Source organism: Nonomuraea corallina, from assembly GCF_027620315.1.
Classification (GTDB): Bacteria; Actinomycetota; Actinomycetes; order Streptosporangiales; family Streptosporangiaceae; genus Nonomuraea; species Nonomuraea corallina.
This window is the reverse complement of sequence record NZ_JAPNNL010000022.1, coordinates 42050-61233: the sequence shown is the minus strand read 5'-3', so window position 1 is coordinate 61233 and position 19184 is coordinate 42050. Positions and strand designations below refer to the sequence as shown.

The 19184-nt window shown below is 73.3% G+C and carries 17 protein-coding genes and 1 tRNA gene; 9 read left to right on the top strand and 9 right to left on the bottom strand.

From position 1 onward, the window contains the following. Together OUY22_RS08715 and OUY22_RS08710 are read right to left on the bottom strand one after the other, a co-directional pair. A partial coding sequence (locus OUY22_RS08715; protein ID WP_270154305.1) for a peptidyl-tRNA hydrolase occupies window positions 1-489 on the bottom strand: 489 nt, incomplete at its 3' end. Continuing rightward, window positions 486-1748: an MFS transporter gene (locus OUY22_RS08710; RefSeq protein ID WP_270154304.1), complete on the bottom strand. Its 1263-nt coding sequence runs from the start codon at window positions 1746-1748 to the stop codon at window positions 486-488. The genes OUY22_RS08715 and OUY22_RS08710, both read right to left, overlap by 4 nt. 72 nt (window positions 1749-1820) lie before the next feature. Here OUY22_RS08710 and OUY22_RS08705 point away from each other — a divergent pair, with 72 nt between their 5' ends. Further along, window positions 1821-2786, top strand: coding sequence for a GlxA family transcriptional regulator (locus OUY22_RS08705; protein ID WP_270154303.1), 966 nt, complete (start codon window positions 1821-1823; stop codon window positions 2784-2786). Window positions 2787-2877: 91 nt separating this feature from the next. Here OUY22_RS08705 and OUY22_RS08700 read toward each other — a convergent pair whose 3' ends face one another. Next, complete coding sequence (locus tag OUY22_RS08700; protein WP_270154302.1) at window positions 2878-3810, bottom strand: DUF5996 family protein; 933 nt, start codon at window positions 3808-3810, stop codon at window positions 2878-2880. Window positions 3811-3872: 62 nt separating this feature from the next. Between OUY22_RS08700 and OUY22_RS08695 the strand changes: the two genes are divergently transcribed. From OUY22_RS08695 to OUY22_RS08685, 3 genes are read left to right on the top strand one after another with little or no spacing between them, the layout of a single operon-like run. Beyond that, the gene (locus OUY22_RS08695) at window positions 3873-5075 is read left to right on the top strand and encodes an FAD-binding protein (RefSeq protein WP_270154301.1); all 1203 of its coding nucleotides are present in this window, start codon (window positions 3873-3875) and stop codon (window positions 5073-5075) included. Window positions 5076-5110: 35 nt separating this feature from the next. Further along, complete coding sequence (locus OUY22_RS08690) at window positions 5111-5509, top strand: DUF3224 domain-containing protein (RefSeq protein ID WP_270154300.1); 399 nt, start codon at window positions 5111-5113, stop codon at window positions 5507-5509. Between the two features lie 51 nt (window positions 5510-5560). Continuing rightward, entirely contained in the window at window positions 5561-6580 is a 1020-nt protein-coding gene (locus OUY22_RS08685; RefSeq protein ID WP_270154299.1) for a type III polyketide synthase, read from the top strand. Window positions 6581-6583: 3 nt separating this feature from the next. Here OUY22_RS08685 and OUY22_RS08680 read toward each other — a convergent pair whose 3' ends face one another. Next, window positions 6584-8377 (bottom strand): asparagine synthase-related protein, encoded by a 1794-nt coding sequence (locus tag OUY22_RS08680; protein ID WP_270154298.1) that lies wholly within the window; start codon window positions 8375-8377, stop codon window positions 6584-6586. 139 nt (window positions 8378-8516) lie between these two features. On the opposite strand from OUY22_RS08680, the gene OUY22_RS08675 reads away from it, so the two are divergent. Further along, the gene (locus OUY22_RS08675) at window positions 8517-9947 is read left to right on the top strand and encodes a vWA domain-containing protein (protein WP_270154297.1); all 1431 of its coding nucleotides are present in this window, start codon (window positions 8517-8519) and stop codon (window positions 9945-9947) included. A gap of 168 nt (window positions 9948-10115) precedes the next feature. Then, window positions 10116-10188 (top strand) — tRNA-Ala (locus tag OUY22_RS08670). Window positions 10189-10458: 270 nt separating this feature from the next. On the opposite strand, the gene OUY22_RS08665 is transcribed toward OUY22_RS08670, so the two are convergent. Beyond that, a complete protein-coding gene (locus OUY22_RS08665) occupies window positions 10459-11874 on the bottom strand; it encodes an MFS transporter (protein WP_270154296.1) in 1416 nt (471 codons plus the stop codon). A gap of 102 nt (window positions 11875-11976) precedes the next feature. On the opposite strand from OUY22_RS08665, the gene OUY22_RS08660 reads away from it, so the two are divergent. Then, window positions 11977-12858 carry a helix-turn-helix transcriptional regulator gene (locus OUY22_RS08660; protein WP_270154295.1) on the top strand — a complete coding sequence of 294 codons (882 nt, stop codon included), beginning with the start codon at window positions 11977-11979 and terminating at the stop codon, window positions 12856-12858. 94 nt (window positions 12859-12952) lie between these two features. On the opposite strand, the gene OUY22_RS08655 is transcribed toward OUY22_RS08660, so the two are convergent. Beyond that, the gene (locus tag OUY22_RS08655) at window positions 12953-14179 is read right to left on the bottom strand and encodes an MFS transporter (protein WP_270154294.1); all 1227 of its coding nucleotides are present in this window, start codon (window positions 14177-14179) and stop codon (window positions 12953-12955) included. 257 nt (window positions 14180-14436) lie between these two features. Between OUY22_RS08655 and OUY22_RS08650 the strand changes: the two genes are divergently transcribed. After that, window positions 14437-14856 carry a hypothetical protein gene (locus OUY22_RS08650; RefSeq protein WP_270154293.1) on the top strand — a complete coding sequence of 140 codons (420 nt, stop codon included), beginning with the start codon at window positions 14437-14439 and terminating at the stop codon, window positions 14854-14856. 65 nt (window positions 14857-14921) lie between these two features. Here the strand turns inward: OUY22_RS08650 and OUY22_RS08645 are convergent, their stop codons facing one another. After that, window positions 14922-15569, bottom strand: coding sequence for a TetR/AcrR family transcriptional regulator (locus OUY22_RS08645; RefSeq protein ID WP_270154292.1), 648 nt, complete (start codon window positions 15567-15569; stop codon window positions 14922-14924). 69 nt (window positions 15570-15638) lie between these two features. On the opposite strand from OUY22_RS08645, the gene OUY22_RS08640 reads away from it, so the two are divergent. After that, window positions 15639-17027, top strand: a complete 1389-nt coding sequence (locus OUY22_RS08640) for a DHA2 family efflux MFS transporter permease subunit (protein ID WP_270154291.1) — start codon at window positions 15639-15641, stop codon at window positions 17025-17027. Window positions 17028-17069: 42 nt separating this feature from the next. Here the strand turns inward: OUY22_RS08640 and araA are convergent, their stop codons facing one another. After that, on the bottom strand, window positions 17070-18524 hold the full coding sequence (araA, locus tag OUY22_RS08635; RefSeq protein WP_270154290.1) for an L-arabinose isomerase: 1455 nt from the start codon (window positions 18522-18524) through the stop codon (window positions 17070-17072). Further along, window positions 18521-19180, bottom strand: a complete 660-nt coding sequence (locus OUY22_RS08630; RefSeq protein ID WP_270154289.1) for an L-ribulose-5-phosphate 4-epimerase — start codon at window positions 19178-19180, stop codon at window positions 18521-18523. Before OUY22_RS08630 ends, araA begins: the two co-directional genes overlap by 4 nt. Window positions 19181-19184 lie beyond the last annotated feature (4 nt).

Sequence of the window (19184 nt, the reverse complement as noted above, 5' to 3'; positions counted from 1 at the left end):
CGCCCGCCAGGCGGCGCGCCCCGCGGCGTCGCTCGCCCACCAGGCCAGCTGGGCGGCGTGCCCGGCCTGGGCCATGGCCTTGCCGGCGGACATCCGCAGGGCGGGGTTCTCCCACAGGACCGGCGGGGTGGCCGGGCCGGGTTCGCCGGTGTCGGCCAGTTCGGTGCCTGACACCTGCAGTCTCGCCAGGTCCCTGGGCCAGGCGTCGAGCGGGACGGGCGGGTGCACGCGCACCTCGGCGGTCCGGTGCTCGACGGTGCGGCCCGGCAGCGCGACGGCCCGCCGCCACTCGGCTCCCCTGGCCCGGCGGACCACCTTGCGGATCCGGCCGTCCTGCCAGGCGGCCAGCTCACCGGCCCACTCCCCCGGGGCGTCGAGCAGGCTGAGCACCGCCATGGCGGCCGCCTCCAGGGCGTCGGTGCGCTCGGGAGGCGTGGCGCGCTCGATCCGCACCACGAGGGGCAGGACCATCTCGTCTGAGTCGTTCATCGGTTCCCAGCATGCCGGATCGCCAGCGACATCCCGGCGGCGGCCAGGCACAGCGCCCCCGCCCCGTACCAGGCGAGGTCGTAGGCGCCGAGCTGGTCGCGGGCGAGACCGGCGCCGACGGCGGCCAGGGCGGCCCCCACCTGGTGCGCGCCGAACACCCAGCCGAACACCACGGCCCCGTCCGCTCCGTAGATACTGCGGCACAGCGCCATGGTGGGCGGCACGGTCGCCACCCAGTCGAGCCCGTAGAAGACGATGAACACCAGCATGCTGGGCTCGGGCGTGGCCGCGAACAGGCCGGGCAGCACCATCAGCGACAGCCCGCGCAGCGCGTAGTAGGCGACGAGCAGCAAGCGCGGGTCGACCCGGTCGCTCAGCCAGCCCGACATGACGGTCCCGGCGATGTCGAAGACGCCGATCACGGCGAGCAGTCCCGCGGCCGTCGGCTCGGCCATCCCGTGGTCGTGCGCGGCCGGGATGAAGTGGGTGCTGACCAGCCCGTTCGTGCTGGCGCCGCAGATGGCGAACCCGCCGGCGAGGTACCAGAAAGGGCGGGTGCGCGCCGCCGACCGCAGCACCGTGAGGGCGCGCACCGCCGCGTTCCCGGTGGGGACCGGCGCCCGGGGCGCGTCCTGGTCGGCGCCGAGCGCCGTCGTGCCCACGTCCTCGGGGCGGTCGCGCAGCAGCCACCAGACGAACGGCACCACGGCCAGCGCGGAGCCCGCCACGGCCAGCGAGGCCACCCGCCAGCCGGGCCCCTGGGCGAGCTGGGCCAGCACGGGCAGGAAGATCAGCTGCCCGGTGGCCCCGGCCGCGGTCAGCACGCCGGTGACCAGGCCGCGGTGGCGCACGAACCACCGGCCGGCCAGCGTGGCCGCGAACACCAGCGCCATCGACCCGGTGCCGAGCCCGACGAACACCCCCCACAACAGCAGGAGGTGCCAGGTCGCGGTCATCCACACAGTGAGCCCGCTCCCGGCGGCGACCAGCAGCAGGGCGAGCGCGACCACGCGGCGCATGCCGAAGCGGTCCATGAGCGCGGCGGCGAACGGCGCCGTCAGGCCGTACAGCACGAGGTTGACGGAGACGGCGAGGGAGATGGCGCCCCTGCTCCAGCCGAACTCCTCCTGGAGCGGGTTGATCAGCACGCCGGGGGTGGCGCGGAAGCCCGCGGCGCCCAGGATCGCCACGAAGCCGACGGCCGCGACGAACCAGGCCCGGTGCACGCGCGGGCGCTGGGCGGTGGGGGTCAAGGTCATGCCGCCAATCCTGATTTATCAGCCTTTATCGGCACGAGTGGCCGAATAGCCAATATGTGAAAGAATCCGGCCATGCCGCACAGGATCGCCGTCGTGGTGCTCGACCAGTTCGCCCCGCTCGACCTGGGCGTGCCCGGCCAGGTGTTCAGGACCGCCGAGTCACCGTCGGGCGAGCCGCTGTACGAGGTGGTGACCTGCTCGCCGGGCCACGTACCCGTACGCTGCTCGGCCGGCTACAGCGTGCAGCCCGACCACGGCCTGGAGGTGCTCGACACCGCCGACACGGTGCTGCTGCCCGGCGTGCACGGCGGGCCGGTGCTGCGCGACGGCGTCATCCCGGACGACCTGCGCGAGGCTCTCCAGGGGCGGCCGCGGGTGGTGTCGATCTGCACGGGCGCGTTCGCGCTGGCCGCCGCCGGGCTGCTCGACGGCCGGCCGGCCACCACCCACTGGCGCAACGCGGCCCGCTTCTCCCAGCTGTTCCCGCAGGTGAAGCTGAACCCCGACGTGCTGTTCATCGACGACGGCGACGTGCTCACCTCGGCCGGCGTCGCGGCGGGGCTGGACCTGTGCCTGCACATCATCCGGCGCGACCACGGCAGCGCGGTGGCCAACCGGGCGGCCCGCCGCTGCGTGATGCCGCCCTGGCGGGAGGGCGGCCAGGCGCAGTACATCGAGCGTCCGCTGCCGCCGGCCAGGGGCAACGGCACCGCCGCCACCCGCACCTGGATGCTGGCCAACCTGCACGCGCCGCTCGACCTGGAGGCGCTGGCGGCGCACGCCGGCATGAGCGTGCGCACGTTCACCAGGCGCTTCCGCGAGGAGACCGGCCTGAGCCCGGCCCGCTGGCTGTCCAGGCAGCGCGTCGAGCACGCTCGCCACCTGCTGGAGACCACGGACCTCGGGGTGGAGGAGGTGGCCAGGCACGCCGGCTTCGGCACGGCCGTCTCGCTCCGCCAGCACCTGCACGCGGCGGTCGGCGTCGCCCCCCTGGCCTACCGGCACACCTTCCGCCGCCCTGAGCCGACGCCGCCCTGAACCGACGCGCCCTGAACCGACGCGCCCTGAACCGACGCGCCCTGAACCGACGCGCCCTGAGCCGACGCGCCCTGAGCCGACGCCCCGGGCGTCAGGAGGCGGCGGGGTCCGTGACGCCGCCGGGGCAGGCGACGGCCTCGACGTCCCAGCCGGCCAGCCGGGCGCCGGCCTCGTAGGCGCTCTGGTAGAAGGCCAGCACGGCCTCGCGCGGCGACGGCTCGGCCCGAGCGTCGTCGTACCGCAGGATCGCCAGGTGGCTCCCGCGCTGCGGGACCCACTGCGCGGCCGCGGGGGCCAGCGGCTGGTCGGCCAGCCCGGCGGGCTCCGGCGCGGTGTAGGAGTAGAAGGCCGGCTCGGGGAAGGTGTCGTCGCCGAACCAGAAGCCGGAGCTGATCACCTCGCGCGAGTACGCCTCCCGGGTCACCGGGTCGGCCTGGGCGGGCTGGTCGATCACCCGGTCGGAGAACCTCGTGCAGGCCAGGTCGAAGGTGTGCCAGAAGTGGTGCACCGGGCTGATCTTGCCCGAGTAGCCGGAGGCGAACTCCTCCAGCAGCAGGTTCACCTGGCTGAGCACCTGCCAGTAGCGCGTGACCTGGGCCGGGTCGTAGGCCGCGTGCTCGGTGTCCTCGGCGAACGGCCGGCCGGAGTCGGGCAGGTCGAACGGATGCGGCAGCTCGATCTCCACCGGCACGTCCAGGTCCGCCAGCGCCCGCTGGGTCTCGTGGTGGAACGAGGCCACGGACTGCCCGTACAGGGGGAAGGTCACCTCCCTGCCGTCGATCGTCGTGACGGCCAGCCGGTGGGCGACGAAGTCGAAGTCGATGGTGAAGATCGGCCCGCCGTCGGCCCGGCCTATCGGGCGGGTGGTGATCCCCCGGCCGGTCAGGTGGAACGGCACGTTCCACCAGTGGTTGCGCCGGATCCCGCCGGCGAGCCGGATCTTGCCGATGACCTGGGCGAAGCGGTGCAGCGTGGCCTTGGTGTCCTGCCAGGCCGACAGCGGGATCGCGGGAAACAGTTCCATGTCACTCACCATCCCCCCGACCACCCCGGGCCAGACCTGGCGGCGTGTGGCAGGGTGGGGCGGTGACGCTCACCAACTGGGCGGGGAACACCCCCTTCACGGCCTCCCGGCTCCACCGTCCCGCCTCCCTCGGCGAACTCCGCCGCCTGGTCGCCGCCGCGCGGCGGATCCGCGCGCTGGGCAGCGGCCACTCCTTCAACGACATCGCCGACTCCCCCGGCGAGCTGGTCCGGCTCGACCGCATGCCGCCCCTGATCGAGGTCGACGAAGCGGCGGCGCGGGTGCGGGTCGGCGCGGCCACCACCTACGCGCGGCTCGCCCCCGAGCTGCACGCGCGCGGCCTCGCGCTGGCCAACCTGGCGTCGCTGCCGCACATCTCCGTGGCGGGCTCGGTCGCCACCGGCACGCACGGCTCCGGGGTGGGCAACCCGAGCCTGTCCGCCGCCGTCCGCGGCCTGGAGCTGGTCACCGCCGACGGCTCGCTGGTCACCCTCGAACGCGGCCACGAGGACTTCCCCGGCGCGGTCGTCGCGCTCGGCGCGCTCGGCGTGGTGACCGCGCTCACGCTGGACCTGGTCCCGGCCTTCGAGCTGCGTCAGTACGTGCGCGAGGGCGTGCCGGACGACGCCCCGTTCGACGAGATCATGGCCGACGGCCACAGCGTCAGCCTCTTCACCGACTACCGCGACACCCGCGCCTGGATCAAGCACCCCGCCGAGCCGGTCAGCGACGGCTGGCGCGGCACCCGACCGGCCGACGGGCCCCGCCACCCCGTACCCGGCATGCCGGCCGGGAGCTGCACCGAGCAGCTCGGCGTGCCGGGGCCGTGGCACGAGCGGCTGCCGCACTTCCGCCCGGACGCGCCGCCGAGCAGCGCCGGGAACGAGCTGCAGTCGGAGTGGCTGACGGACCGCGCGCACGCCGCCGCCGCGCTGCGCGGGTTGCGCGCCGTGGGCGACCGGATCAGGCCGGTGCTGCAGATCTCGGAGGTGCGCACGATCGCCGCCGACGACCTCTGGCTGAGTCCCTCGTACGGGCGCGACAGCGTGGCGTTCCACTTCACCTGGGTCAAGGACCCGGTGGCGGTGCGGCCGGTGATCGAGCTGGTGGAGGACGTGCTGGCGCCGTTCGACCCGAGGCCGCACTGGGGCAAGCTGTTCGTCCGCCGCCCGGCCGTCCCCGGCCGGTTCCGCGAGCTGGTGCGCCGCTACGACCCCGAGGGCACGTTCGGCAACGCCTTCACCCGGGCGCTTCTGGATACCTGACAGAAGATGCCAGGTATCCCCGGCAGGATGACGGCATGATCGTCCAAGGACCTTTCGACACCGCGGACTGGAACGCCGAGCCGCCGTTCGAGGAGCGCGACGGCGTCTCGCTCGGCCGCGTCACCATGACCAAGAAGTTCCACGGCGCCCTCGACGCCACCAGCACCGTCCACCTGACCATCGTGACCACCCCGGTGGAGGAGTCCAAGGCGTACGTCGCCGTGGAGCGGGTCGAGGGCACCCTCGACGGCCGGACGGGCAGCTTCGTCCTGCTGCACGGCGCCGCCGGCGACCGCGGCGGGCAGTCGCTGGAGGTCTCGGTCGCGCCCGACTCCGCGACCGGCGAGCTGCGCGGCCTGCGCGGCGACATGGACATCCGGATCGCCCCGGACGGCTCTCACACGTACGTGTTCGACTACACGCTGGAGGAGTGAGGTCGCCGCCGGCCGATGTTAGCCCCGGCCTCTGAGCGGCAGAAACCAGACATGTACATCTGGGGGGTACGGACTGTTCTGCCGGATCACCGGTACGAACAGGAGGAGATCACCGAGGCGTTCGCCCGGCTCACGGCGGCGGACGAGGGGGCTCTCAAACGCTTCCACACCGCGACCGGCGTCACCGGCCGCAACCTGGCGCTGCCGCTGGACGACTACACCAAGCTCGACTCGTTCGCCCTGGCCAACGACGCCTACGCCGAGATCGCGCTCGACCTGGGGGAACGGGCGATCGCCGGCGCGCTGGAGAAGGCCGGGCTGCCTCCCGAGAAGGTCGACCACCTGGTGTTCTGCTCCACCACAGGGCTGGCCACGCCGTCGCTCGACGCCCGGCTGGCCCTGCGGGCGGGGCTGCGCGACGACGTCAAGCGGGTGCCGGTGTTCGGGCTGGGCTGCGCCGCCGGGGCGGCCGGGCTGTCGCGGCTGCACGACTACCTGCGCGGCTGGCCGGACCAGGTGGCGCTGCTCGTCTGCGTCGAGCTCTGCTCGCTCACCGTGCAGCGCGACGACACCTCGGTCGCCAACCTGATCGCCAGCGGCCTGTTCGGCGACGGCGCCGCTGCCGTGGTGGCCACCGGGCACGGCACCGGCCGCGAGGTGGTGGCCACCCGCAGCAAGCTGTATCCCGGCACCGAGCACCTGATGGGCTGGCAGGTCGGCGAGCACGGGTTCCGCATCGTGCTCGACCCCGGGCTGCCCGACTTCGTGAACCAGGTGCTCGCCGCCGACGTCACCGCCTTCCTCGCCGACAACGGCCTGACCCCCGGCCAGGTCGGCACCTGGATCTGCCATCCCGGCGGCCCCAAGGTGATCGACCGGCTGGCCGCGGCGCTGGAGCTGTCGCCGGAGGCGCTGGAGGTGACCTGGCGGTCGCTGCACGAGCACGGCAACCTGTCGTCGGTGTCGGTGCTGCACGTGCTGCAGGAGACGCGCGGGCGCAAGGACCAGCCCGCGGTGCTCATGGCGTTCGGGCCGGGGTTCTCCGCCGAGCTGCTCCTGCTGCACTGGTAGCGGTCAGGACTCCGGCTTGGCCACCGCGATCCGTTCCAGCCCCTCCGGCCGTTTGCCCGGGTAGACCCCGGTCAGCAGCGCGCTCACCGTGTACAGGTGCCAGGCCAGGGCCGGCTTCCTGACCACCGGGTCGGCGAACAGGGCGCGCACCTCGTCCGGGTTCACGATCGGCGCCAGCGCGTCCAGGCCGCCGAGCACCTGCTGCCGCAGCACGTCCGTCAGCACCGGCCCGGGGCTCGTCCGCCAGCTCCAGCCGCCGCCGGTGCGCAGCGTCGGCATGTGCGCGGGAGGCCGCGGCGCGCGCCGCCACCAGTGCGAGGGCCGCTTCTCCAGCGCGCCGGCGAACCGCCACGGCTTGCCCTCGATCGGCACGTCGCGCAGCTGGGGCGCGAACCGCAGGATGAGCGCGTAGATCACCTCTTCGGACAGCCGCCAGGCCTGGTCCAGCCCGAGCGCGGCCCGTACCACGCGGTTGTCCAGGAACGGCCGGACCGGGTCGCCGCGGCGCAGCGACCCCGCGCGGGCGCTGGCCTGCCAGCGGCCCACCTTGTACCAGATGTAGATGTGGTCCAGCGCCTCCAGCCGGTTCTCCCTGGCCAGCCACGGCCGGGCCAGCTCGCGGGCGTGCTCGTTCGCCTCGGCGGTGAACAGCTTGTCGTCCTTGCCGAACGTGGCGGTGATGCGGCGCAGCAGCGCCTTGTCGCTCAGGTCCGTCTGCAGCAGGTTCAGGCTGCCGGCCCGGAGCGTCTCGCCGCTCTGCCCGGACATGGTCGGCTTGCCGGAGTAGGGCAGGTAGCTCACGATCGACTCGTACGCGGAGGTCATGCCCTCGCAGGTGCGCAGCGTCTCCCAGACCCGGTCCAGCGGATGCTCCACCAGCACCGCGTCCTGCCCGGCCGTCTGCGGCGGCGCGATCACCGTGTGCTCCACGCCGAGCCGCCCGGCGATCTGACGGGCCAGGATCACGTCCGGGTGCGTGTCGAGCCCGTTCGTGGTCACCCGGAACGGCACCTTCGCCGCGTGCAGCAGCGCCGCCAGGATGCGGGTGTCGCGCCCGCCGGTCAGCGCCAGGTTCACCGGCTCGTCCAGGCCGCGCAGCGGCGCGACGGTGGCCAGCAGCGCCTCGGCCAGCTCGCCGATCGCCCTGCGCTTGCCCCGCTCCGACGCGGGGGCCGGCGCCGCGAGCGGCAGCGGCGTCTCGGTGATCGTGCGCCGCCCGTCCCGCACGTCCAGCCGCGTGCTCGGCCGCAGCGCCGTCACCCCCCGGTACGGGGTCTCGTCGGACAGGAAGAACCCCTGGCGGACCATCGTCTGCAGGGCGAGCACGTCGTGCTCCACCCGGTCGCCCTCCTGGGCCGCCAGGTGCACGAGCAGGGCCCGGCTGCCGACGATGTGCAGCTCCGGCGTCTCGGTGTGGAAGACCGGGCAGACCCGGTTGATCGCGGTCGCCGCGGACAGCACGCCGTCGCCCGCCACCCAGGCGGAGAAGCACCCGCCCACCCCCTCGCCCAGGGGGTCGTCCAGCAGCCGGCCGGCGTCGCCGGGGTCGGCCAGGTGACCGTTCAGCCCGAGCACCCGGCCGCCCGACTCCGACAGCAGCGGCGGCCGCCGCTCGTCGCCGGGCTCGTTCGTCCACCCGAACAGGGACACGCCCCGGCCGTGCCATTCACGGCCGCGAATCACCTCCGGCGGGACGGGGAAAGCCGTCTCGGCGACGGCACGGACCTTCTCCAGGACCCGGGCCGGCACCTCGCGGCCCTTGGCGGCCAGGCCGATATACATACGCACGGCAGTCATACCTACAGGAAACGGCCACTCCATGACAATGAATCACGTAAGAGTCGCGGTTTGCGCTCGCTTACGTCTCCGCCCCGGCCGCCCTCCGCCACCGCTCGTCATACGGCATGGCTCGTCATACGGCATGGAGGTGACGCACATGACATCACGCTCGCTCGCGGCCATCGCTCTGGCGGCGCTGCTGGCCCTCACCGCGTGCGGCGGATCGGGCGGGAACCCGGACGCCGCCCAGGACCGGCGCCCGGCGCCCGCGCAGCCGGAGAAGTCGGGCACCACCAGCGCCCGGATCTCCACCTTCGCCCTGGACGTCGACACCGCCTCGTACTCCTACGCCCGCCGCACCCTCCAGGAGGGGCGCTGGCCCGAACCCGGCCAGGTCCGGCCGGAGGAGTTCGTCAACTCCTTCCGCCAGGACTACGCCGAACCCCGCGACAACGGCTTCACCGTGCACACCGACGGCGCCAGGCTGCCCGGCGAGGCCGGGGCCGTGCTCCGCGTCGGGCTGCAGACGCGCGGCTCCAGCGCGCAGGCGCGCCGGCCGGTCAACCTGACCTTCGTCATCGACGTCTCCGGCTCCATGGCCGAGCCCGGCAGGCTCGACCTCGTCCAGCAGTCCCTGCGCACCCTGCTCGACCAGCTCACCCCGGGTGACCAGGTCGCCGTCGTGGCCTTCAGCGACGAGGCCGAGCTGCTGGCCGCCATGACGCCGCTCGCCGCCAGGGACGACCTGCACGCCGCCGTCGACCGGCTCGTCACCAAGGGCGGCACCAACCTGGAGGCCGGGATCGTCCTCGGGTACGAGGAGGCGTCCAGGGCCTTCCGCCCCGCCGCCACCAACCGGGTCATCGTGCTGTCCGACGGCCTCGCCAACCAGGGTGACACCGCCTGGCAGGGCATCCTCGACCGGGTGAAGGAGAGCGCGGCCGAGCAGATCACGCTGCTCACCGTCGGCGTCGGCCGCGAGTACGGCGACGAGCTGATGGAGCAGCTGGCCGACAACGGCGACGGCGCCGCGATCTACGTGTCGAGCGTCGAGGAGGCCGAGAAGGCGTTCGTCACCCGGCTGCCCGCGACCGTCGAGCTGCGCGCCCGCGACGCCAAGGCCCAGGTCGAGTTCAACCCGGCCGTGGTCGAGGAGTACCACCTCGTCGGGTACGAGAACCGCGCTCTGGAGGCCGAGGAGTTCCGCGACGACAGCGCCGACGGCGGCGAGGTCGGGCCCGGGCACTCCGTCACCGCGCTGTACGCGCTCAAGCTCAAGCCCGGCGCGAAGGGCCACCTCGCCACCGCCACCGTGCGCTGGCAGGACCCCGACACCCGGCAGCCCACCGAGGCCGCGGGCTCGGTCGACGTGGGCGCCCTGGCCCGGGAGCTGTGGTCCGACGCGCCGCTGCGGCTCCAGGTGGACGTGGTCGCCGCGGCCTTCGCCCTCCAGCTGCGCGACGACGAGTCGTTGGGCCTGGACCTGCCCACGCTCGGCGAGCACGCCACCCGCCTGGCCGCCGCCGCCGAGGACCCGATGGTCACCGAGCTGGCCGGCCTCATCGGCAAGGCACGCGAGACCCGATAACAATTTGCGATGAATGCGACCGTTTGGGCACCTTAAGAAGGTGAGCGTCAAAGCAGAACCGCCTGCCGGCCGAGGACCCTCCGGACGCCGGCGGGCGGCTGAACGGGCGGATAAAGCGGTACGAGAGCGGTCGTGAGGTCCGATACACTGGGGCACGCGACGACGCGAGGGGCTATGGCGCAGTTGGTAGCGCGCTTCCATGGCATGGAAGAGGTCTGGGGTTCGAATCCCCATAGCTCCACCTCCACCTGACGTACTCCACCGGGGTCGACCGGCCAGGACGCCGTTGATCCAGAACATGAGCATCCCGGCCCCCGCCGCGATCGGCGCAGCCGCGCTCATGGCACGCCCCGCTCTCACGCCCGCCCATCTCGGCCATCCGTTCCCTGTTGTGCGTTGGCTCTCGTGACCCATGGTGCCGGATCTCCGGCGGCGTCCCGTGATCCTGGAAAGCCTCATGAACGCCACCACCCGGCAGAGCAGCGAAGCGCGTCGGGAAGGGCGCGGCCGTTCACGCCGGAGGCTTGGGGACGCGCAGGAAGCAGGCGACGAGGAGTGCGGCGACGACGGCGATCCCCGCGTTGACGCCGATCGCGAAGCGCAGCCCGGGCAGCAGCGTCGTGGCCGCCCAGCCGGTGACGAGCGCGGACATGACCGGGGTGCCGAGGGTGATGCCGACCTGCTGGCTCATGGTGACCAGCCCGGTGGCCAGCCCTTGCTGTTCGCTCGGCACACCCGCCGTGGACATCACGGTGTAGCCGACGATCGCCACGAGGTTCGCCACGCCTCCGAGGAAGGTGACGACCAGCAGAGGTACGAGCCAGCCTCGGTCGTCGCCGACGAAGGCGAGGGGCAAGGTGGCGGCGGCCTGGACGACGAAGCCGACGACGATCGCGGTCCTCGCGCCGGTCCTGCCGATGACCCTCGGCGCGATCAGCCCGCCGAGGACGGTGCCGATGCCGAGGACGGCGAGGATCAGCCCTGCCGTGACGGCGGTGTAGCCGAGGACCTCCTGCAGGTAGAGGGTCAGCAGGAACACCAGCGAGGTCTCGGTGGCGAAGGCCAGGAGGCCCGCCAGGTTGCCCCAGGCGACGGTGCGCCGCTTGAGCAGGGCCGGGGCGATGAGGGGTTCCGCGATGCGGGACTCGACCCTCCAGAAGATCACGAACAGGACGGTAGCCGCCAGGATCGGCCCCCAGGCGCCGGCGTGGGTCCAGCCGGCGTGGCCCGCGGTGTCGATGCCGAGGACGAGCGCGACCAGGGCCAGCGTGACGGTGACGGCGCCGGGGGCGTCGAGCCTCGGCCGGCGTCCGGCGGGCGGCTCGCGCAGCACGAACGGGGCGACGGCGATCACGGCGACGGCGATGACGACGTTGATGAAGAACGCCCACCGCCAGCTCACCGTTCCGGTGAGGACGCCGCCCAGCACGGCTCCCGTGGTGAACCCCGCGGCCATGAGCGCCCCGTTCAGGCCAAGGGCCCGGGAGCGGGCCGGGCCTTCCGGGAGCATCGTGGTCATCAGCGACAGCGCGGCGGGAGTGACCATCGCGGTGGCGACGCCCTGGCCGGCCCGGGCGGCCAGCATCAGGGCCGGGTCCTGGGCGAGCCCTCCGGCCAGGGAGGAGACGCCGAGCAGGACGATCCCCGCCAGGAAGAGCCGCTTGCGTCCGAACAGGTCGGCGACGCGGCCGAAGAACAGGGTGAACCCGGCGGCGCAGAGCGCGAAGGAGGTCACGATCCACTGCAGGGCCGCGGTGGCGAAGTCCAGGTCGCGGCCGATGTGGGGCAGGGCGACGTTCAGGATCGAGAAGTCCACGGCGAGGGTGAAGTTCGCCGTGAGCAGCAGGGCCAGCGCGATCTTCTGCGGCCCGGTGAAGCGGTCGGCGCTCGCTGCTGACGGTGGTGCGGAGATGCCGGTAGCGGTCATGCCGTCCAGGCTCCGGCGCGCCGGGACGGGCAGCCAGCCCACCCGGTTGCCTAGCACTGCCAGGGACAGGCTCGCCGGGCGTCGGTGGGGGAGAATGGGAACGTGGAACGACTGCCTCTCGACACAGCGACCCGGCCCCCGGACGAGCGGCCGAGGACCGAGCTCGGTGAGTTCCTGCGCTCCCGTCGTGACCGGCTGACCCCGGAGGCCGCCGGGCTGCGCACCTACGGCCGGCGCCGGGTGCCCGGCCTGCGCCGCGAGGAGCTGGCGCAGCTCGCCGGCGTGTCGATGACGTACCTGACCAGGCTCGAACAGGGGCAGTCGCAGAACGCCTCCGACGCGGTCATCGACGCCCTCGCGCGGGCGCTGCGGCTGGACGCCGACGAGCGGGCCCACCTGTTCGCCCTCGCCCGTCCCAGGCCGGTCAGGCGTCGCCGGGCGCCGAAGCCGGAGGCCGCCAAGCCGGGCGCCGCGCGGCTGCTGCGGGCGATGGACGACGTGCCCGCGGTGCTGCTGGGCCGGTTCAACGACATCCTGGCCTGGAACCGCGCCGGTCATCTCCTGCTGGCGGGCCACCTCGACGTCGACGCCCCGAGCCGGGCCGCCGACCGGCCCAACCAGATCAGGATGCTGTTCCTCGACGAGCACACCCGCGACCTCTACGCCGACTGGCGCGACGAGGCGGCCCTCGCGGTCGCCTCGCTGCGCTACGTCGCCGCCCAGTTCCCCGACGACCCGCGCCTGGCCCGGCTGGTCGGCGAGCTGTCCATGAACAGTCCCGCCTTCGCCTCGCTGTGGGCCGGTCACGCCGTCAAGCTCTGCACCAGCGGCGTCAAGCGGTTCCGGCATCCCGCCGTCGGTGAGCTGACGCTGGCCTACGAGGTCCTCCACCTGCCGGAAGGCAACGGCCAGCGCATCCTCACCCACACCGCCGAGCCAGACAGCGCCTCGGCCGCGGCCCTGCGCCTCCTCACCACGACCTGAGCCGCCCCGGGTCCCCTTGGTAGGGCCCCGGCCCGCTGCTGAGGAGCCGGCCCGTTGGTGAGGGGCCCGGCGCCACCGCGGGCCCCTCACCGCGCTACCGCGGATCCGTACTCTTCCGGCTCTTCCGGCGGGCGACCAGCCGGGCGGCCACGATCACGGCCACGCCGAGGATGGTGAGCGCGGCGCCGGTGACGGCCGGGCTGCGCAGCCCGTGGCCGGCGGCGATGGCCGCCCCGGCCAGGCTGACCCCGGCCGTGTTGCCGAGGTTGAAGGCGGCGATGTTCGTCGCCGACGCCAGCGTCGCCGCGCCCGTCGCGTGCCGGAGCACCCGAGCCTGCAGCCCCGGCACCGTGGCGAAGCCGACCAGCCCCAGGAGCGCCAGGGCGACGGCCGTCGGCACCGGCAGCGACGCGACCGCGCCCAGGGCGAGGATCACGATCGGCAGCAGAGCCGACAGGACCAGCACCGCGCCGTCCGCGTTCCGGTCCGCCGCCTTCCCGCCCACGAGGTTCCCGGCGAACAGCCCGACGCCGAAGAGCACCAGCAGCCACGGGACCGCCGCCGCCGAGTATCCGGTGACCTCGCGGAGCAGCGGCTGGATGTACGTGAACACCCCGAACATGCCGCCGAACACCAGCGCGGTCGTCAGCAGCGAGGCCAGCACCTGCGGGCGGGCCAGCACCCGGAACTGCCGCCCGAGCGGAAGCCGGTCCCGCTCCGGCTCGGTCCTCGGGACCAGGACCGCGACCCCCGCCAGGGAGAGGACGCCGATCAGTCCGATGATCCAGAACACGGTGCGCCAGCCCGCCTGCTGGCCGACGAACGCCCCGGCCGGCACGCCCAGCACGTTCGCGACGGTGAGCCCGGCGAACAGGGCGGCCACGGCGGACGCCCGTCGTGTGGGCGGCACGAGGGAGCCGGCCAGCACGGCGCCGATGCCGAAGTAGCCGCCGTGGGCCAGCGCGGCGACGATCCGTCCCGCGAACATCACCCCGTAGTCCGGCGCCCAGGCCGACAGCGCGTTGCCCACGACGAAGAACGCCAGCAGCAGCATCAGCGCGTGTTTCGGCGGCCGTCGCATCAGGAACGGCGTGACGATGACCGCCCCGGGGATCACCGCGAGCGCGTAGACGCCCACGAGATGCCCCGCTGCCGTGATCGTCACGCCCAGGTCGCCGGCCACCTCGCTCAGCAGCCCCGCGATGACGAACTCGGTCAGCCCGATCCCGAACCCGCCGAGGCTGAGCGCGAGCAACGCCGCCGCCGTCCGGCGGGTGGCCGGCTGTTCCCGGATCTCCGTGGTGCTCGTGTCGATGGTCATCCGCCCTGCCTTCTCGTCGCTGTCGAACGGCGCGGTCCGGCCGCGACCGGGCCGCGCGTCCACCCTCCGTCCGAGGGCGAGAAGGCAGCCAGCACACCGCGTTGACTAGCACCGGCGTTGACTAGCAACGGCGTTGACTAGCATCGGCAGGGACATCCACGACGACACGGGATCGGTGAGCGCGAGTGGTGCGGAAGGTTGGGTCTGGGGGGCGTTCGCGGTGCTCGTCAGGGGCGGCCAGGCGCTATCATCACCGTATGTCATCCCCCCAGCACCGGCTGCAACTGGTCGAGCGTGTCAAGAGATTGGAATCGTGTGTGTTCACCATCGATACGGACGTCGCCGACCTCAAGACCGTCGTCCAGGATCTGCCGACGACGATCCGTCAGGAGATCCTCGACTACACCGAGCCGGTCTTCGGCGAGATCATGGCCGGCCGCGCCAACCTCGCCACGCGCGAGGATCTGCAGAGGCTCGAACAACGACTGACCGAGAAGTTCGAGCACCGCTTCTCCGCCGTCGACACCCGCCTGGACCGCATGGACGCGCGGTTCGACGCCATGGACTCCCGCCTGGATGCCATGGATGCTCGTCTCGACCGCATGGACGCGCGGTTCGACCGGATCGAGGCCGGGCTCGAGAAGATTCTGGTCGCCGTCGCCGGGGCGGCCGGCTGATCAGGGGGCACGCGAGGCCGCTCGCCGGTCGGTGAGATCGGCGAGGTGGCCCCCTCAACAGGGGATCACGTGTGGATGGCCCGCTCCTGGGACACAGGCGGGTCTGCGGCGAAGGCGCGGAGGAAGGTGTCCACCGCCGCGTGGGCGATCGTGGCGAGGTCGTCGTCCGGAGGGGAGCTCACGGGCCAGCGCAGGTCGGCGGGGCCCGTGAGCAGCGCGATGAGCTGCTCGGCCGCCAGCGAGGGGTCCGCCCCGCGCAGCCGGCCCGCGAGCGCGAGCCGGGCCAGGCGGTCGGCGAGGGCTTCGGTGACGCGGTGGCCGGAGGGGCCGCGCACCAGGGAGAGCAGGTCGGGGAAGCGCGCCGTCTCGGCGTGCAGGAGGCGGCGGACCGCCCGGGATCGCTCGTCGCAGTGGCACCGCAGCAGGTCGAGCGCGACCTCTTCCAGCACGGTCCGCAGGTCGTCGCCGGGGACGGCGAGGCGGTCGAGGGTGGCCAGGTGGCGGGCGACGGCGGCGCCGGTGGCGGCGGTCATCGCCTCGCGGAACAGCGTGGCCTTGTCGGTCAGGTGGTTGTAGACGGTGGGCTTGGCGACCCCGGCCTCGTCGGCGATCTCCTGGACGCAGGCCTGGTCGTAGCCCCTGCGGGCGAAGACGGTGATCGCGGCGTCGAGGATGGCCTGCCGCTTGTCGATGCGGCCGCGAGCGGTGGGCATGGACACCATCCTAGAGCGGGATTGAACTCATGGGTTCATTGCTACTGACTAGACTGTTAAGTTGAACCCATGAGTTCAAATCTGTCGCGGTTGGTCGCGGTCGTCCTGCTGGGCGGGATGCTCGGCATCCTCAACAGCACGATGGTCGCCGTCGGGATCGACGCCCTCGCCGCCGCGTTCGGCACCTCGCTCAGCGCGATCGGCTGGGTGTCGACCGGCTTCCTGCTGGCCGTGACCGCCGCCATCCCGGTCACCTCGTGGGCCGTCGACCGGTTCGGCGCGCGGCGGCTCTGGCTGTTCGGGCTGCTGGTGTTCCTCGCCGGCTCGCTCGGCGCGGGGCTGGCCTGGGACACCGGCAGCCTCATCGCCTTCCGCGCGGTCCAGGGGCTCGGCGCGGGCGTGCTCGACCCGCTGGTGCTCACCCTGCTCGCCCGCGCCGCCGGGCCGCACCGGGCGGGGCGGGTGATGGGGCTGATGGGCGTGGTGCTGTCCCTGGGTCCGGTCCTCGGGCCGCTGACCGGCGGGGCGCTGCTGCAGGCGTTCTCCTGGAAGTGGATGTTCCTGCTGAACGTGCCGGTCGGGGTGGTCGCCTACCTGCTGGCGCTGCGGGTGATCCCGGCCGACGATCCCCCGGCCGGACGGCGGGCCCGGCTGGACGTGACGGGGGTGGCGCTGCTCGCGCCGGGGTTCGTGGCGCTCATGCTGGCGCTGTCGCAGGCGGCCGAGCAGGTCGCGTTCGGGGTGTGGCAGGTGCTCGTCCCGCTCGCGGCCGGGGTGGCGCTGCTGGGCGGGTACGGGCTGCACGCGCGCCGCGGGGAGCCGCTGATCGACCCGCGCCTGTTCGCCCGGCGCTCGTTCAGCGCCGCGGTGGTGGTGATGGGGCTGGTCGGGCTGGCCACGTTCGCCACCCTGTTCGCGCTGCCGCTGTACTTCCGTCAGGTGCACGGGGTGGGGGCGCTGGCCGCCGGGATGCTGGTGGCGCCGGTCGGCGCGGGCGCCGCGGTGGCGATGCCGCTGGCCGGGCGGCTGTCGGACCGGCTCGGCGCGCGGGGCCTGGCGCTGGGCGGCGCGGCGGTGGCGGTGGTCAGCGGGCTGGCCTTCACCCAGGTCGGCCCCGGCACGGGATGGGCGTGGCCGGTGGTCGCGGGCTGCGCGATGGGGCTCGGACTGGGCTTCGTGGGCGCGCCGACGATGGGCTCGCTCTACCGGCTGCTGCCCGCGCCGCTGATCCCGCAGGGCAGCGCCGTGCTGTACATGCTCAACCAGCTGGGCGCGGCCCTGGGCATCGCGGTGGTCACGCTCATCGTGCAGACGGCCGGCGATCCGCTGGGCGGCATGCGGGGCGTCTTCTGGTTCGCCCTGGCCATGGTCACCGTCATCCTCGCGGCGGTCCCCCTGCTCCCCGGCTGCCCGGCCCCCCAAGCGCGGGCGGTCACGGAACGGGTGGGCTCCGGCTGACGCGCCCCGGCGGCCACCGCTCCGGTGACCGCCGGGCCGCCGTCAGAAGCCCTGGGCCAGGCGGTAGTAGGCCTGGTTCCAGCGGATCTCCTTGGCGAACTGGCGCGGCGTGGTGCCGGCGTCGATGACGAGCAGTTCGACGCCGAGCATCTCGGCCAGGTCCGTCAGCTCCTCGACCCCGACGGCCGTGGACAGCACCGTGTGGTGCGGGGCGCCGGCGGTGAGCCAGGACTCGGCCGAGGTGCGCAGGTTCGGGCGGGGGCGCCAGACCGCGCGGGCGACCGGCAGCGCGGGCAGCGGCTGCGGCGGCGCGACCAGGTCGATCTCGTTGGCCACCAGCCGGAACCGGTCCCCCATGTCCGCCAGGCCGACCACGACGCCCGGCCCCGGGGTGGCGTCGAAGACCAGCCGGACCGGGTCCTCCCTGCCGCCGATGCCCAGCGGGTGGATCTCGCACGACGGGGTGCCGGAGGCGATCGTCGGGCACACCTCCAGCATGTGGGCGCCGAGGATGAGCTCCTCCCCCGGCGTCAGATGGTAGGTGTAGTCCTCCATGAACGAGGTGCCGCCGGGCGCCATCGCCTTGAGCGTGCGCAGCAGCACCGACGTCTTCCAGTCGCCCTCACCGCCGAAGCCGTACCCGTCGGCCATGAGCCGCTGCACCGCCAGGCCGGGCAGCTGGCGCAGCCCGCCGAGGTCCTCGAAGTTGGTGGTGAACGCCTTGAAGCCGCCACTCTCCAGGAAGTGGCGCAGGCCCAGCTCGATCCTGGCCGCGTAGCGCAGCGACTCGCGCCGTTCGCCGAGCAGCTCGGGCGCCACCCGGTAGAGCTCCTCGTACTCCTTGAGCAGCTTGTCGACGTCGGCGTCGGCGGCCGCGTCGACGGCCTCGACCAGGTCGTTGACCCCGTAGGTGTTGACGGAGACGCCGAAGCGGAGCTGGGCCTCCACCTTGTCGCCCTCGGTGACGGCCACGTCCCGCATGTTGTCGCCGAACCTGGCCAGCTTGAGCGTGCGCAGCTCGGCCAGGCCGGAGACGGCGCGCGCCCAGGACAGGACGCGCTCGGCCACGGCCGGGTCGCTGACGTGGCCGGCCACGGTCTTGCGGGCCACGCCGAGCCGGGTCTGGGCGTACCCGAACTCGCGGTCGCCGTGCGCGGCCTGGTTGAGGTTCATGAAGTCCATGTCGATGGAGGCCCACGGCAGCTCCACGTTGGCCTGCGTGTGCAGGTGGAGCAGCGGCTTGCGGAGCGCGTCCAGGCCGGCGATCCACATCTTGGCCGGGGAGAACGTGTGCATCCACGCGATCACGCCGGCGCAGGAGTCGTCGGCGTTGGCCTCCAGCATCACCCGCCGGATGGCGGCCGCGTCGGTCAGGACCGGCTTCCACTGCACGGGCACCGGCAGTGCCTCGGCGATGCGCTGCGACTGCTCGGCCACCTGCCGCAGCGTGTCCTCCCCGTACAGCCCTTGGCTGCCGGTCAGAAACCAGATGTTCAACGCGGGCTCCTCTGTCCGTAGACGTTCTGGTAACGGTCGTACAGCCGGTCGACGTGCTCCGGCTTGATCGGCAGGGGCTCGCCGAGCTGCCTGGCGACGTGGACGGTCCGGGCGACGTCCTCGCACATCACGGCGGCCTTCACCGCCGCCTTGGGGTCCTTGCCGATGGTGAAGACGCCGTGGTTCTGCATGAGCACGGCGGGCGAGCGGTGACCGGCGAGCGTGGCCACGATGCCCTGGCCGATGGAGTCGTCGCCGATGAGCGCGAAGGGGCCGACGGGGATCTCGCCGCCGAACTCGTCCGCCATCGCGGTGAGCACGCACGGGATCGGCTCGCCCCTGGCCGCCCACGCCGAGGCGTAGGTGGAGTGGGTGTGCACGACGCCGCCCACCTCGGGCAGGTGCCGGTAGACGTACGCGTGCGCGGCGGTGTCGCTGGACGGCGCGTGGTCGCCCTCGACGAGGTTGCCGTCGAGGTCGCAGACGACCATGTTCTCCGGGGTCAGCTCGTCGTAGGAGACGCCGGAGGGCTTGATGACGAACAGGTCCTCGCCGGGGATCCGGCCGGAGACGTTCCCGGCGGTCCAGGCGACCAGGCCGTAGCGGACCAGCTCCGCGTGCAGGGTGGCGACCGTGCTCCTCATGGTGGTCCTCATGGTG